Below are 15401 nucleotides of genomic sequence, written 5' to 3'. Positions count from 1 at the left end.
GGTCGATGTCGACATAAAGACGCTCACGATGCTCGAGCAGAATCCGGATATCGAGATCACCCGGGTGAGCGGGCTGCGCCACTTCAGCTTCAGCATGAACACCAAGACCGCGCCATTCGACAATCCGGATGTGCGTCAGGCCCTGAAGCACGCCATCGATCGAAACGACGTCATCAACAAGGCGTTCCTGGGCAACGCCAAGGTCGCGAACGACGATCCGGCCGCTCCCCAGATCGCTTTCGCGGTGAATCCCGAGCCGATCCATGAATATGATGTCGCCAAGGCCAAGGCGTATCTGGCAAAGGCGGGACTAACCACGCTGTCGGTGGATCTTTCCGTCGCCGAAACCGCCTTCCCGAACGCGATCGATGCCGCTCTGCTGTTCAAGGAACATGCTGCCAAGGCGGGCATCGATATCAACGTCATCCGTGAGCCGGACGATGGCTATTGGGATAATGTCTGGCAGCACAAGCCCTTCGTGGGCGTCGACTGGCTGGGCAAGCCGACGCTGGATTCCCTGTTCACGACGACCTACGCGACCGGCGCGCCCTGGAACGATACCGCCTGGAGCAACGGACGTTTCGATGAACTTCTCGTCAAGGCTAGGGCGGAGTCCGACAAGACCAAGCGTCAGGCGATGTACGGCGAGATGCAGCAGATCCTGCACGACGACGGCGGAGCGCTCGTCATCGCATATGCGCTGTTCATGGACGCGCTGTCGAAGAAGATCACCCACGGCAAGATCGGCAATATGCTTCAATGCGACAATTTCCGGATGGCGGAGCGCTGGTGGCTGGCCTGACCGCGGGCCTGACGCGTCTCACCCGACCGGATGGCTGGCGCTTTGTCGCCAGCCGATTTTCGAAAGGCCAGATTGTTGCAGCGGCTGAAACTTCCACCTTTGGCGAGAACGGCGCTTATCAGGGTCGGATCCGGTTTCGTCACCCTGTTCCTCGTCTCCCTGATCATCTTCGCGGCGATCGCGGTTCTGCCCGGCGACTTCGCCAAGGTCGCCCTGGGCCGCGCGGCGACGCCGGAGACGGTCGCCAACTTTCAGAAATCGATCGGCTTGGACCGCCCCCTGCCGGAGCGCTATGCGAAATGGATCGGCAAGACCCTCACTGGAGATCTGGGGATGTCGTTCTCCTCAGGCTCCGGCACACCGCGGACGGTCGTCAGCATTGTCGGCCCGCGTCTGAAGAATACGCTTTTCCTGGCGGCCATAACCGCGATCTGCTGCGTCCCGCTTGCCCTGGCGCTCGGCATGATCGCCGCGATCCGCCGCAACAGTTGGGTGGATCGCCTGCTCAACACGGTCACGCTTGTCGGCATATCGTTTCCGGAGTTCTTCGTCGCTTATGTCCTCATGCTCCTCTTCGCCGTGAAGCTGCCGATCTTCTATTCGCTGGCGCGCATAACGCCGAACATGACGGCATCCGAGATCGCCCTGCGCCTCGCCTTGCCGATCGCGACGCTCAGCCTCGGGATCATCGCCCACATGATGCGCATGACGCGGGCCGCGATCATCAACCTGCTTTCCGCGCCATATGTCGAAATGGCGAAGCTGAAGGGTGTCACAACGCGCGATATCGTCCTTCGCCACGCGCTGCCTAACGCATGGGCGCCCATCGCGGCCGTCGTGGCGTTCAACCTGGCCTATCTGATCGTCGGCGTGGTCGTGGTGGAAGTCGTCTTCGTCTATCCGGGCATCGGCCAGGCGATGGTGGACGCCGTCCGCTCACGCGATATTCCGGTCGTTCAGGCCTGTGCGCTCATCTTCGCCACGGCTTATGTCCTTTTGAACCTGTTGGCAGACATAGTCGCGATAGCCACGAACCCCAGACTGGCTCATCCACGATGACCTTCCAAGCCAACCGACAGGGCGGCGACACCTCGCCGATCAGGTATCGCCGCTCTCGTCTATCGTTGTTTCGCGATGGCCTCAGGAAGACGCCGCTTTCAGCCCGGATCGGCCTGGTCGTGATTGCAATCTATGTCGCCATGGCGGTGTTCGCGCCCCTGCTGGCGCCTTTCGGCGAGTCCGACGTGGTTTCCAGCGAACCGTTCGCTGCATGGAGCGTCGCGCATCTGCTCGGTACCGATCAGATGGGGCGCGATGTGCTGAGCCGCCTGATTTACGGCGCGCGAAATTCTGTCGGTATCGCCTTCATCACAACCTCGCTCGCATTTGTCGTGGGGGCGGGGCTGGGCATTTTCTCGGCTATCTCGTCGCCTTGGTTCGACAATGTCCTGTCGGTGGTCGCCGACACGCTGATGGCGATCCCGCAACTGATTTTCGCGCTCATTCTGCTGGCCCTGTTCGGGTCATCCATCACCAGCATCGTGTTGATCATCGCCATGCTCAACGCCACTCAGATTTTCCGTCTGTCCCGCTTGCTCGCCCGCAACGTCGTGGTGATGGAATATATCGAGGCGGCCTATCTGCGCGCGGAAAGCACCTGGTGGATCGTCACCAAGGAAATCCTTCCCAACGTGCTTCCGACGCTCCTGGCGGAATTCGGGCTGCGCTTCTGCTTCGTGTTCCTGACCATCTCGGCTCTCTCCTTTCTCGGCCTCGGCATCCAGCCGCCATCCGCGGATTGGGGCACGATGGTGCGCGAGAGCGCGACGTTCATCAGCTACGGCAATATCACGCCCCTTCTTCCGGCTGCGGCGATCGCGATCCTGACCGTAAGCATCAACTTCGTCATAGACTGGTTCCTGGATGTCACGAGCGGACTGCGCAATGATAGCTGAACCGTCATTGCGGTCGCAGGCTTCCGACACGATCCTCGACATCCGGGACCTGTGGGTCGAGGCCGACACCGACGGCGCCTGGCAACCGATCGTCAAGGGCATCAGCCTGTCGCTGCGGCGAGGGGAAGTCCTCGGCATCATCGGAGAATCGGGAGCGGGCAAATCCACGCTCGGCCTGGCCGCGCTGGGCTTCACCCGCTCCGGATGCCGCGTAGCTTCGGGAGAAGTTCTCTTCGGTGGCCGGGACATGCTGGCTCTGGATGAGGACGCCCGGCGCAGGCTTCGCGGCACGCGGATCGCCTATGTCGCGCAAAGCGCCTCGGCCTCCTTCAATCCCGCGCACACGCTGATGGATCAGGCCGTTGAGTGCGCCATGCGCGACGGCGCGACCTCACGCAAGGAGGCGGAGGCCCGGGCCTGCTCGCTCTTTGCCGAGATGCAGTTGCCCGATCCGAACACGATCGGCGGACGTTTCCCGCATCAATTGTCCGGCGGGCAATTGCAGCGCGCGATGACGGCCATGGCAATGATGTGCAAACCGGACCTGATCGTGTTCGACGAGCCGACGACCGCGCTCGATGTGACCACGCAGGTCGAGGTGCTGGCGTCCATCCGCCGGATCGTCAACGATCACCATACGGCCGCGCTCTATATCACCCACGACCTTGCCGTTGTCGCCCAGATGGCGCATCGCATCATGGTCTTGCGTTATGGCGAACTCGTCGAGGAGCAGCAGACCGGACTGATGCTGGAAAGGCCCCAGCAGGAATACACGCGTTCGCTATGGGCCGTGCGGTCCCTGGAAAAGGAAGCGGTTCCGCAAGCACCTCCGATCCTCGACGTAGAGCATATCGTTGCCCATTACGGACAAGCGAAGGTGCTGGACGACGTCAGCCTGGTTTTGCCCAAAGGGCGTACTCTGGCAATCGTCGGCGAGTCCGGCTCGGGCAAGTCGACGCTCGCCCGCGTCATAGCCGGGCTGCTGCCGGCTGCCGGCGGTTCGGTCAGCCTGAACGGCCAGAAGCTGGCCCGGTCGTTCCGAAACCGCGACGTCGACCAATTGCGGCGCATCCAGATGATCTACCAATCGGCCGACAATGCCCTCAACCCGCGCCAGACGGTCATGGATATCGTCGGCCGCCTGGTCACCCTGCATAGCGGCCAGAGGGGGCAGCAATGCGCGCGCCGGGTGGCCGACCTGCTGGAAACGGTCGAACTGCCGCGGAGATACCTCACCAGCTTCCCGTCCGAACTGTCGGGCGGGCAAAAGCAGCGCGTCTCCATCGCCAGGGCGATCGCGGCCGATCCGGATGTTTTCATCTGCGATGAGATCACTTCGGCGCTCGACCAGCTCGTCCAGGAGCAGATCCTCAAGCTGTTGCTTCGGCTGCAGAAGGAACTCGGCAAATCCTACATCTTCATCACCCATGACATCGCAACCGTGAACGCCATAGCCGACGAAGTCGTGGTCATGCAGCGCGGCAAGATCGTGCAGCAGGGCCCCAGGAGCGCCGTCATGGTTGCGCCGGATCATCCTTATACGAAAGCGTTGTTGTCCGCCGTCCCACAGATGGATCCACGCTGGCTGGATGACATCCTGGCCGCTGATCGCAGTGGTTCGAGCCTGGGCCGCATCGCTGACTGATTTCGATGCAGTGCTATGACGCATCGGAGACATTGCCGGCGTAACGGACATCCGGGCTGGTTCGCGGCCAATGACGGTCGCGCCAGCAAACTTCGCCTGGACCTCTAAGCTGAGATGAGCGCAAGTTTTATCGAAATCTTCGAGACGGGCAGCGCTGATTACAAGCCGAGATGCTTGTAGACGGTCGTTCGCGAAAGGCCGAGCCGGCGCGCCGTTTCCGAAATATTTTCGGAAGCCTCGCGATAGGTCCTGCGAATGTCGCGACACCTGCTCTCGTCGAGTGGATGTCCGCGGCAGGTTGGGCAACTGTCCGTTTCTTCCTGGAGCGGGTGATCGTCGAAAGACCCTTCGTCGACGTAGTCCGCGCCGCGGACCAGGGCGCGCTGCAGCGCTGCCTGAAGCTCGCGGATGTTGCCGGGCCACTTGCGCAGCGAAAGCGCGGTGATCGCTGCGTCGGTGATCGCCGCGTCCGGCGCAAGCTTGCGCATCAGGTGCCGCACGATCAGCGCGAAATCCGAACGTGCTCCCAGGGGCGGCAGATGCAGCGTGAAGGCGTTGAGCCGATAGAGCAGATCGGCGCGGAAGCTTCGCCCGGCGACCATCTCGCCAAGATCGCGGTTGGTGGCGGAAACGATCTGCACATCCACCCTGTGCGTGTGCTGTCCGCCGATCGCGCGGACTTCCATGGAATCGAGGAAGCGCAGCAGCGCGGTCTGGGCGGGCAGGGGGATGTCGGCGACCTCGTCGAGGAACAGCGTACCTCGGTCGGCGAGGCGCGCAAGGCCGGGCATAAATCGGCTTCTTAGCCGATCACCCCTCGAAGAGCGGGCGTTTCGCCCTTGGCCCCTCATCATGCCCCGGCATAGGACTACGTGATCTGGTACGGAAGGGTTGTCCGCACGTCATGTTCGACGCGCAGGCGCCGTTTCAGCGGCGGCACGGCGCGTTGGCCACAGTTCACCCGCTCGCAGATGCGGCAGGAGATGCCGATCGGTTGGAAACCTGCCCGGCCGGCCAGGTTGAGGCCGTCGGCATAGACGAAGTCGTCGGCATGCGCGACATCGCAGCCAAGCGCGATCGCATAGCGCCGTTGCGGCGCGGTAAAGCCGCCGCTGCGCTTGGAAATCTCCGTGGCGATGGACAGATAGCGCGCCCCATCCGGCATCTCGGCGAGCTGACGCACGAACCGGCCAGGGGTCTCGAAGGCGTCGTAGGCATTCCACAATGGGCAAGCCGCGCCATAGCGGGCGAACTGCAGCTTCGCGGCGCTATGGCGCTTGGTGATGTTGCCGGCCCTGTCGATGCGGGCGAAGAAGACGGGCACGCCCTTCTGCCCAGGCCGCTGCAAGGTGGAGAGCCGGTGCGCCACCTGTTCGAGACTGGCGCCGAAGCGCGCCGCCAGCAATTCTATGTCGTGCCGTACTTCCTTTGCCGCGGCGAGAAAGCGCCCATAGGGCAACACCAGCGCCCCGGCAAAATAATTGCGGAGGCCGATACGGCAGATGTCGCCGGCCTCGGCCGTACGGAAACCGGCGCGCGCGATGATCGCATCGACCTCTGCCCGTCGCTCCAGCGCGGCGATCTGGAAAGCAAGCTGGAAGGCGCGCGAGGCGCTGTCCAGATAGGGACTGAGATAGAGCACCTTGGCCTTGCTGTCATAGCGGCGCAGCGTTTCGCTGTCCTCGCCCGAACCGGCAACGCGCACCCCGTGCCGCTTTTCCAGGTGCTCCGCCATGGCGGCGATGCCGTCCTGCTCGCCGATCCGCAGATCGCCGGCGAGGCTCTCGGCTGCCATATCCAGTTCGTCGATATAATTGTCGACGAAATGAAAGAAGTCGCGCACCTCCTCATAAGGCGTCGGCTCGGAAAAGCTGTCGGTGCGCACCATCTGGTCGTCGATGCTGGCAAGCTGCTCGCTGTTGCGCCGGTAGGCCTGATGGCAGGCGAGCAGCGCATGGGCGAAGGCGGGCGCGCTCTGCGCCACCAGCTTCAACTCCTGCGATCCCGGCGACAATACGTCGAACAGCGGATCGGCCAGCGCCTCGCTCAGCGCCGAGAGCAGCCGGTCGCTGTCGCTGCCGGAAAAGGCGGACAGGTCGACCCGGAATTTCTCGGCCAGCGACAGCAGCACCGTGGCCGAGACGGCGCGCTGGTTGTTCTCGATCTGGTTGAGATAGCTGGTCGAGATACCCAGTCTCTCGGCAAAGACAGCCTGGGTCGCCTTGTTCGCCTCACGCAGTTCGCGGATCTTGCGGCCGATAAAGAGTTTCGAGGGTGCCATTTTTGCAATTTCGCATTTTTCTATTTGCAAAAATGCTTACATAGCTTTTGCGCCTTTTCAACCGTTTTCTCCAACCCGCCCGAGCGCTAGCTGTCTGCCCCGATCCCGGACCGATGGGGAAGACATGACGACAATCGTTTCGACCTTGCGTGGGCCCCATCGGGCCGCGGCGCTCGATGTAGTCCCATTGCAGGCGGTGCGGTCGTTCGCCCCCGGCAACGCCGGGTTCGACAGGAAGGCGCAACGCTGATGCGCGCTGTGCTGGAACAGTTGGAGGCGAGGCGCGTCGAAGCCCGCCTTGGCGGCGGCCAGAAGCGCATCGACGCTCAGCATGCGAAGGGCAAGCTGACGGCGCGCGAACGGCTCGAAGTGCTTCTCGATGAGGGGTCCTTCGAGGAATACGACATGTACGTCACCCACCGGGCGACCGAGTTCGGCATGGCTGCCCAAAAGATCGCCGGCGACGGCGTCGTCACCGGCTGGGGCACCATCAATGGCCGCATGGTCTATGTCTTCAGCCAGGACTTCACCGTGCTCGGCGGCTCGCTGTCGGAGACGCACGCCAGGAAGATCTGCAAGATCATGGATATGGCCGTGAAGAACGGCGCGCCCGTCATCGGCCTCAACGATTCCGGCGGCGCGCGCATCCAGGAAGGCGTGGATTCGCTCGCCGGCTATGCCGATGTCTTCAAGCGCAACGTGGATGCCTCCGGCGTGGTGCCGCAGATCTCCGTGATCATGGGGCCGTGCGCCGGCGGCGCCGTCTATTCGCCGGCCATGACCGACTTCATCTTCATGGTGCGCGACACCTCCTACATGTTCGTCACCGGCCCGGATGTGGTGAAGACCGTGACCAACGAGATCGTCACGGCGGAGGAACTCGGCGGCGCTGGCACGCACACGCAAAAATCCTCCGTGGCCGACGGCGCTTTCGAGAACGACGTCGAGGCGCTGGAGGCGATCCGCAGGCTGTTCGACTTCCTGCCGCTCAACAATCGCGACAAGCCGCCGGTCAGGCCCTTCCACGACGATCCGGCGCGCCTCGACATGCGGCTGGATACGCTGGTGCCCGACAGCGCCAACAAGCCCTACGACATGAAGGAACTGATCCTGACCATCGCCGACGAGGGCGATTTCTTCGAAATCAGCCAGGCCTATGCCGGGAACATCATCACCGGCTTCCTGCGCCTCGAGGGCCAGACCGTGGGCGTCGTCGCCAACCAGCCTATGGTGCTGGCGGGATGCCTCGACATCGATTCCAGCCGCAAGGCCGCGCGCTTCGTGCGTTTCTGCGATGCCTTCAGCATTCCGCTTCTGACGCTGGTTGACGTGCCGGGCTTCCTGCCGGGCACGAGCCAAGAATATGGCGGCGTCATCAAGCACGGTGCCAAGCTTCTCTTCGCCTACGCCCAGGCCACAGTGCCGATGGTGACGCTGATCACGCGCAAGGCCTATGGCGGCGCCTATGACGTGATGGCCTCCAAGCATATCGGCGCCGACGTGAACTATGCCTGGCCGACCGCCGAGATCGCCGTGATGGGCGCCAAGGGCGCGACCGAGATCCTTTATCGCTCGGAACTCGCCGACGCGGACAAGATCGCGGCGCGGACCAGGGAGTACGAGACACGCTTCGCCAACCCGTTCGTGGCGGCCGAACGCGGCTTCATCGATGAGGTGATCATGCCGCATTCCTCGCGCAAGCGCATCGCCCGCGCCTTTGCCGCGCTGCGCGGCAAGAGCCTCGAGCCGCGCTGGAAGAAGCACGACACCATGCCGCTGTGAGGGTCCATGTGCACGCAGGTCCAGATTGACGGAATTCTCTGTTCGACCCCGCGGCAGCTGGCCGCCCGGCTTCGACCCGAAAGACTTGGCGCCGAAAGGCTCCTCGAATGGGTGGATCACCATGGCGAGATGGACTGGTGCCTGTGCGTGATCGACGTGCCCAGGACACTGGAGCGTTCAGCGCTGAAATGGGCACGCCAAGGCGCGTCGGAAATGTTTGTGGTCGAGCGGTAATGTTCAGGAAAATCCTCATCGCCAACCGGGGCGAGATCGCCTGCCGCGTCATCAAGACAGCGAAGAAGCTCGGCATTGCGACGGTGGCGGTCTATTCGGATGCCGATCGCGACGCGCTGCATGTCAAGATGGCCGACGAGGCGATCCACATCGGCCCGTCGCCATCCAGCCAGTCCTACATCGTCATCGCCAGGATCGTCGACGCCGCGAAGGCCGTTGGCGCCGACGCGGTGCATCCCGGCTATGGCTTCCTGTCGGAGAACGCCAATTTCGCCGATGCGCTCAAGGATGCCGGCATCGCCTTCATCGGCCCGCCGGTGGCGGCGATCGAGGCAATGGGCGACAAGATCACCTCCAAGCGTATCGCAGCCGCGGCGGGCGTCTCCACCGTGCCGGGCCATATGGACCTGATCGAGGACGCGGACGAAGCCGCACGCATCGCAGCATTGATCGGCTATCCGGTGATGATCAAGGCGTCCGCAGGCGGCGGCGGCAAGGGCATGCGCATCGCCTGGAACGACGCAGAGGCGCGTGAGGGGTTCCAGTCGTCAAGGAACGAGGCCAAGGCCTCCTTCGGCGACGACCGCATCTTCATCGAAAAATTCGTCACCGAGCCGCGTCATATCGAGATCCAGGTGCTGGGCGACCAGCATGGCGATATCGTCTATCTCGGCGAGCGCGAATGCTCGATCCAGCGGCGCAACCAGAAGGTCATCGAGGAAGCGCCGTCGCCATTCCTCGATCCAGCCACCCGCAAGGCCATGGGCGAGCAGGCCGTCGCGCTGGCGCGCGAGGTCGGCTATTTCTCGGCCGGCACGGTCGAGTTCATCGTCGACGGCAAGAAGAACTTCTACTTCCTCGAGATGAACACCCGGCTTCAGGTCGAGCATCCGGTGACGGAACTGGTCACCGGCCTCGACCTCGTCGAGGAGATGATACGCATCGCCGCCGGCGAAAAGCTGCGCTTTGGCCAGGACGATGTGAAGCTCAACGGCTGGGCGATCGAAAGCCGGCTCTATGCCGAGGACCCCTATCGCAACTTCCTGCCGTCCATCGGACGCCTGACTCGCTACCGGCCGCCGGTCGAGGGGCGGCGCGACGACGGCACGGTCGTGCGCAACGACACCGGCGTGTTCGAGGGCGGCGAGATCTCGATGTATTACGATCCGATGATCGCCAAGCTCTGCGCCTGGGCGCCGGAGCGTGGCGCGGCGATCGACGCGATGGCCCGTGCGCTCGACGATTTCGAGGTCGAAGGCATCGGTCACAACCTTCCGTTCCTGTCGGCGGTGATGGCGCAGCCGCGCTTCCGCGAGGGCCGGCTGACCACGGCCTATATCGCGGAAGAGTTCCCGGACGGTTTTCAGGGCGTCGGGCCGGATGATGCCCAGGCGCGTCTGCTGGCGGCCGTCGCGGCCTTCATCAATGCGAGGATCGTTCGCCGGTCGGCACAGATTTCGGGCGCTCTCGCCAATCATCCGCGCGGCATTGGCAAGGACTGGATGGCGACGGTGGCCGATTGTGAATTTGCGTTCGCGATGTTTCAAGACGAGGCGAGCGCCCTCGTCGCCTTTGCCGATGGGCCGAGCCTCACCGTGTCGAGCGACTGGCTGCCGGGCGATAGTCATGCCGCCTTTGTGGTCAACGGCGAGGCGGTGGGCGTGAAGGTGTCGCTCGACGGCTCCGGCCTGCGCCTGCGCTGGCGTGGCATCGACGTCACCGCGTTCGTGCGCTCGCCACGCGTGGCCGAGCTTGCCCGGCTGATGCCGGTGAAAACGCCGCCTGACACATCGAAGATGCTGCTGTGTCCGATGCCCGGCATCATCACCTCGCTCGCGGTGCAGGTGGGCGACACGGTCGAGGCCGGGCAAACGCTTGCGACTGTCGAGGCCATGAAGATGGAGAACGTGCTGCGCGCCGAGCGCCGGGCGGTGGTGAAGGCGATCGCGGCAAGAGCCGGCGCCAGCCTCGCGGTCGACGAGCTCATCATGGAGTTCGAGTAATGGCCGACAAGCTCCAGCAGTGGCGCGCCCTCGCCGAGAGGGAGGTCAAGGCCGACCCGGACACGCTTGCCTGGCGCACGCCGGAAGGCATCGAGGTCAAGCCTCTCTACACGGCACGGGATCTCGAGGGGAACGACTATCTCGGCGGCTTGCCGGGACAAAAACCGTTCCTGCGCGGGCCGCGTGCAACCATGTATGCCGGCCGCCCATGGACGATCCGGCAATATGCGGGCTTCTCGACGGCGGAGGCCTCCAACGCCTTCTATCGCAAGGCGCTTGCTGCAGGCCAGCAAGGCGTGTCGGTGGCCTTCGACCTTGCCACCCATCGCGGCTATGACAGCGATCACCCGCGCGTCGAGGGCGATGTCGGCAAGGCCGGCGTGGCCATCGATTCCGTCGAGGACATGAAGATCCTGTTCGACGGCATCCCGCTCGACAAGGTCTCGGTGTCGATGACCATGAACGGCGCGGTGATCCCGATCCTCGCCAGCTTCATCGTCGCGGGCGAGGAGCAGGGCGTGCCGCGGGCGCAACTCTCGGGCACGATCCAGAACGACATCCTCAAGGAGTTCATGGTCCGCAACACCTACATCTACCCGCCGGAACCCTCGATGCGGATCGTCGCCGACATCATCGAGTACACGGCGAAGGAGATGCCGAAATTCAACTCGATCTCGATCTCCGGCTATCATATGCAGGAGGCCGGGGCGACGCTGGTGCAGGAGCTTGCCTTCACGCTGGCCGACGGGCGCGAATATGTCCGCGCGGCGCTGAAGAAGGGCCTCGATATCGACGATTTCGCCGGCCGGCTGTCCTTCTTCTTCGCCATCGGGATGAACTTCTTCATGGAGGCCGCCAAGCTGCGCGCCGCGCGGCTGCTGTGGACCCGCATCATGGAGGAGTTCCAGCCGAAGAAGGCTGCCTCGCTGATGCTGCGCACCCACTGCCAGACATCGGGCGTCTCGCTGCAGGAGCAGGATCCCTACAACAACATCGTGCGAACCGCCTATGAGGCGATGAGCGCGGTGCTCGGCGGCACGCAGAGCCTGCACACCAATTCCTTCGACGAGGCGATCGCACTGCCGACCGAGTTCTCGGCCCGTATCGCGCGCAACACGCAGTTGATCCTGCAGCATGAGACGGGTGTGACCAAGGTGGTCGATCCGCTGGCCGGCTCGTACTATGTCGAGAGCCTGACCAAGGAGCTCGCCGACGCCGCCTGGACGCTGATCGAGGAGGTCGAGGCCATGGGCGGGATGACCAAGGCCGTCCATGAGGGACTGCCCAAGCGCATGATCGAGGAAGCCGCGACCCGCAGGCAGGCGGCGATCGACCGCGCCGACGAGGTGATCGTCGGCGTCAACCGGTACAGACTCGAAGAGGAAGCGCAACTCGACATCCTCGACATCGACAACAAGGCGGTGCGGGCCGCGCAGATCGCCCGCATCGAAACGGTCAGGCGCCAGCGAGATCCCGCAAAGGTCGCGAAGGCACTCGCCGCGCTGGGCCAGGTCGCCCGCTCCGGCGAGGGCAATATCCTGGCGATCGCCGTCGAGGCTGCCAGGGCCCGCGCAACGGTCGGCGAGATATCGGATGTGCTGCGCAAGGTCTTTGGCGACCATGCCGCGGCCCCGAAGGTGGTGCGCAAGGTCTATGATGCCGCCTACCGCGGCGAGCCGGAATACGAGATGTTGGTGAAGCGCCTCGAAGCCCTGCGGGCCGACCGGGGAGAAGCGCCCAGGATATTGGTGGCCAAGCTCGGCCAGGACGGCCACGACCGCGGCGCCAAGGTCATCGCCTCGGCCTTCGGGGACGTCGGGTTCGAGGTCATCGCCGGGCCGCTGTTTCAGACGCCGCAGGAAGCGGCGGACCTTGCGGCGACGATGAAGGTCCATGTGGTGGGCATGTCCTCGCTGGCGGCCGGCCACAAGACCCTGGCTCCGCAACTGGTCGAGGCGCTCAAGGCAAAGGGTGCCTCGGACGTCATTGTGGTGGTTGGCGGCGTCGTGCCGCGCCAGGACTACAAGTACCTCCATGATCACGGCGTAGCCGCCGTCTTCGGGCCGGGCACCAACGTCCTCCACGCAGCCCATGCCGTGCTCGATCTCATGGAGGGCAGGAGACGCAATGCTTAGAGCAGTTCGCCGTTTCCCGGAAAACCCAGAACCGCTCGACCGCACGGACCCTGACGAGATGCCGAGCAGCCATTGACAGGTTACTCGCCAGTAAATTACTACTGATGAGTAACCATGGTACCGATCGGAAAACGGATGAGCGCGCTTTCACTCGCGGAGCCTGCATCGCCTTGGCCGGCCAAGCATGAGAGGAAGCGGGACCGCGCCGTGAAACGCGAGGCCGTGCTCCACGCGGCGGTGCAATCTTTCAACCGGAAGGGGTTTCATGCCACGTCGCTGGACGAGGTGGCGGCGTCGTTGAATGTGACGAAGCCGACGATCTACCACTATTTCGCGAACAAGGACGAAATACTGTTCGAATGCGTCCGGCTGGGCCTGGACGGGATCCGGGTGGCCGCCGAGACGGTCGAGCGCAATGGCGGCAGCGGGTTCGACAGGTTGAAGGCGCTGATGCGCCGCTATGCGATCATCATGACGCAGGATTTCGGCATTTGCGTCACACGCACCGCCGACCACGAACTGTCGCCGCAGGCCAAGGCGCAGTTTCGAGCCCTCAAGCGCGAGATCGATCATACGGTGCGGCGCGTCGTCGCCGACGGGATGCGGGACGGCTCGCTGGCCGCGAGCGACCCCAAGATCGTGACGTTCACGCTGACGGGCGCGCTGAACTGGATCGCGCGCTGGTACGACCCCGCTGGATCGCTCTCGGCGGAGGAGGTCGCGGACGGCTGTGTCGCGACCCTTCTGCTGGGCCTGACGCCCCGTTCCGGAGCTTGAGGGATGCCTATCGCGGACGCTCTTCTGAAACGGTTGCGGCTGCCGGTCATGGCGGCGCCGATGTTCCTGGTTTCGGGGCCGGACCTCGTCGTCGAGGTCTGCCGTTCAGGAGTGATCGGGTCCTTCCCGGCGCTGAACCAGCGCAGCAGCGAAGGCTTCGCCGCCTGGCTGGAGGAGATAAGCGGGCGGCTGGCCGACATCGGCGACAGCGCCGCTCCCTTCGCGGTGAACCTGATCGTGCACAGGTCCAATCCGCGCCTTGCCGCCGACCTCGAGATCGTCGCCAGGCATAAGGTGCCGCTGGTCATAACCTCGCTCGGCGCGGTGCGGGACGTGGTCGATACCGTTCATGCCTATGGCGGGCTCGTCTTCCATGACGTCATCAACATCCGCCATGCCGAAAAAGCGGCGCAGGCGGGGGTCGACGGCATTATCGCCGTCTCGGCCGGCGCCGGCGGCCATGCCGGCGCGACCAACCCGTTTGCGCTGCTTTCCGAAATCCGCTCCTTCTTTCGCGGCACGCTGGTGCTGTCCGGGTCGCTCGCCACGGGCCGCGATATCGCTGCCGCTCGCGTCATGGGCGCCGACCTCGCCTATATGGGCACGCGCTTCATCGCCACGCGCGAGTCGATGGCTCCCGCGGCCTACAAGAACATGATCGTGGCATCGTCATCCGCGGACATCCTCTATACGCCCGCGATATCCGGGGTGAACGCCAATTTCCTGCGCCCCAGCATCGTGGCTGCCGGTCTCGATCCGGACCATCTGCCGGCGCATGCGGAACTTGATCTGAACCATGAAGCCAGGGCCTGGAAGGCGATCTGGTCGGCCGGACAGGGGGTCGGCGCGGTGACGGACGTCCCGCCTGCCGCCGTTCTATGCGACCGTCTGGCGGATGAATACCGCGACGCGATGGCGGCGGCGGGGTCGGATCGGTTCCTGGCGCCACTCACCTCTTCCGATAGGAGCGCCCATGCCTGAGAAACCGGCCATTCTCTACCGGAGCAAGGACGGTGTCGCCGAGATCCGGTTCAACCGTCCCGAGCGGCTGAATGTCCTGGATGTGGAGAGCGCGCGCGGCTTCCACGAGGCGGTGGACAGAGCCCTGAACGAACCCGCGGTGCGTGTCATAGTGGTCGCGGCCGAAGGAAATGCATTCGTCGCCGGCGGCGACCTCGCGTATTTTCGCGCCTCGGCGGACAAGCGTTCCGCCGCGTTCGACCTGATCGATCCGATCCATTCCGCCTTGAAGCGGCTCGCCCAGTCGCCGGCGATCACGCTCGCCAGCCTGAAAGGCGCCGTCGCCGGCGGCGGCATGAGCATCGCGCTCAGCCTCGACCTCGCCATTGCCGCCGACAATTGCCGCTTCAATCTCGCCTATGCCGCGATCGGCGCTTCGCCGGACTGCGGAGGCTCATGGGCGTTGCCGCGTCTGATCGGCCTGCGCAGGGCCATGGAGATAGCGCTTCTGTGCGAGACCGTCCGGTCCGAGGAAGCATTGCGCCTGGGCCTGGTCAACAGGGTCGTCCCGGCGGACGACCTCGCAAGCGAGACCGAAACGCTGGCGAGACGCCTGGCGCAGGGAGCGCCGATTGCGATGGGCCGTATCAAGTCGCTGCTGCGCTCGTCGTGGGATCGCTCATTCGAGGCCCAGCTCGACGCCGAGGGCGACAGCTTCGGGGTCTGCGCCCTCACCGAAGACTTCTCCGGCGCGGTCGACGCATTCTTCGAGAAGACAAAACCCCAGTTTCACGGCCGTTGAGCACGACGGCAGGTCGGGAGGAGCA

13 protein-coding genes are annotated in these 15401 nt (G+C 64.2%); 11 read left to right on the top strand and 2 right to left on the bottom strand.

The genetic code is table 11. The features are described from left to right. From FJ471_RS21090 to FJ471_RS21075, 4 genes are all read left to right on the top strand, one after another. A partial coding sequence (locus FJ471_RS21090; protein ID WP_246684783.1) for an ABC transporter substrate-binding protein occupies positions 1-802 on the top strand: 802 nt, incomplete at its 5' end. Positions 803-901: 99 nt separating this feature from the next. Further along, entirely contained in the window at positions 902-1861 is a 960-nt protein-coding gene (locus FJ471_RS21085; protein WP_246684782.1) for an ABC transporter permease, read from the top strand. Then, on the top strand, positions 1858-2757 hold the full coding sequence (locus tag FJ471_RS21080; protein WP_140806675.1) for an ABC transporter permease: 900 nt from the start codon (positions 1858-1860) through the stop codon (positions 2755-2757). The genes FJ471_RS21085 and FJ471_RS21080 overlap by 4 nt, the downstream gene beginning before the upstream one ends. Beyond that, a complete protein-coding gene (locus FJ471_RS21075; RefSeq protein WP_140806674.1) occupies positions 2747-4402 on the top strand; it encodes an ABC transporter ATP-binding protein in 1656 nt (551 codons plus the stop codon). The genes FJ471_RS21080 and FJ471_RS21075 overlap by 11 nt, the downstream gene beginning before the upstream one ends. Before the next feature lie 158 nt (positions 4403-4560). Here FJ471_RS21075 and FJ471_RS21070 read toward each other — a convergent pair whose 3' ends face one another. Next, positions 4561-5193 (bottom strand): sigma 54-interacting transcriptional regulator, encoded by a 633-nt coding sequence (locus FJ471_RS21070; protein ID WP_181179618.1) that lies wholly within the window; start codon positions 5191-5193, stop codon positions 4561-4563. Positions 5194-5270: 77 nt separating this feature from the next. Continuing rightward, on the bottom strand, positions 5271-6683 hold the full coding sequence (locus tag FJ471_RS21065) for an XRE family transcriptional regulator (RefSeq protein ID WP_140806672.1): 1413 nt from the start codon (positions 6681-6683) through the stop codon (positions 5271-5273). 249 nt (positions 6684-6932) lie between these two features. On the opposite strand from FJ471_RS21065, the gene FJ471_RS21060 reads away from it, so the two are divergent. The 7 genes from FJ471_RS21060 (at position 6933) to FJ471_RS21030 (ending at position 15376) form a co-directional block, all read left to right on the top strand. Next, the gene (locus tag FJ471_RS21060) at positions 6933-8465 is read left to right on the top strand and encodes an acyl-CoA carboxylase subunit beta (protein ID WP_140806671.1); all 1533 of its coding nucleotides are present in this window, start codon (positions 6933-6935) and stop codon (positions 8463-8465) included. 6 nt (positions 8466-8471) lie between these two features. Beyond that, positions 8472-8699: a hypothetical protein gene (locus FJ471_RS21055; RefSeq protein ID WP_140806670.1), complete on the top strand. Its 228-nt coding sequence runs from the start codon at positions 8472-8474 to the stop codon at positions 8697-8699. Continuing rightward, positions 8699-10702 carry an acetyl/propionyl/methylcrotonyl-CoA carboxylase subunit alpha gene (locus tag FJ471_RS21050; RefSeq protein WP_140806669.1) on the top strand — a complete coding sequence of 668 codons (2004 nt, stop codon included), beginning with the start codon at positions 8699-8701 and terminating at the stop codon, positions 10700-10702. Before FJ471_RS21055 ends, FJ471_RS21050 begins: the two co-directional genes overlap by 1 nt. Continuing rightward, positions 10702-12837, top strand: a complete 2136-nt coding sequence (gene scpA / locus FJ471_RS21045) for a methylmalonyl-CoA mutase (RefSeq protein WP_140806668.1) — start codon at positions 10702-10704, stop codon at positions 12835-12837. The genes FJ471_RS21050 and scpA overlap by 1 nt, the downstream gene beginning before the upstream one ends. Positions 12838-12972: 135 nt before the next feature. Beyond that, complete coding sequence (locus tag FJ471_RS21040; RefSeq protein WP_140806667.1) at positions 12973-13614, top strand: TetR/AcrR family transcriptional regulator; 642 nt, start codon at positions 12973-12975, stop codon at positions 13612-13614. Positions 13615-13617: 3 nt separating this feature from the next. Continuing rightward, a complete protein-coding gene (locus tag FJ471_RS21035) occupies positions 13618-14595 on the top strand; it encodes a nitronate monooxygenase family protein (RefSeq protein ID WP_140806666.1) in 978 nt (325 codons plus the stop codon). After that, the gene (locus tag FJ471_RS21030; RefSeq protein ID WP_140806665.1) at positions 14588-15376 is read left to right on the top strand and encodes an enoyl-CoA hydratase-related protein; all 789 of its coding nucleotides are present in this window, start codon (positions 14588-14590) and stop codon (positions 15374-15376) included. Before FJ471_RS21035 ends, FJ471_RS21030 begins: the two co-directional genes overlap by 8 nt. Positions 15377-15401: the final 25 nt, after the last annotated feature.

It is taken from the genome of Mesorhizobium sp. B2-7-1 (assembly GCF_006440735.1).
In the GTDB taxonomy this organism is placed as follows: domain Bacteria; phylum Pseudomonadota; class Alphaproteobacteria; order Rhizobiales; family Rhizobiaceae; genus Mesorhizobium.
Note: the sequence above shows the minus strand (reverse complement) of the source record. Positions and strands in the feature narration are given on the sequence as shown.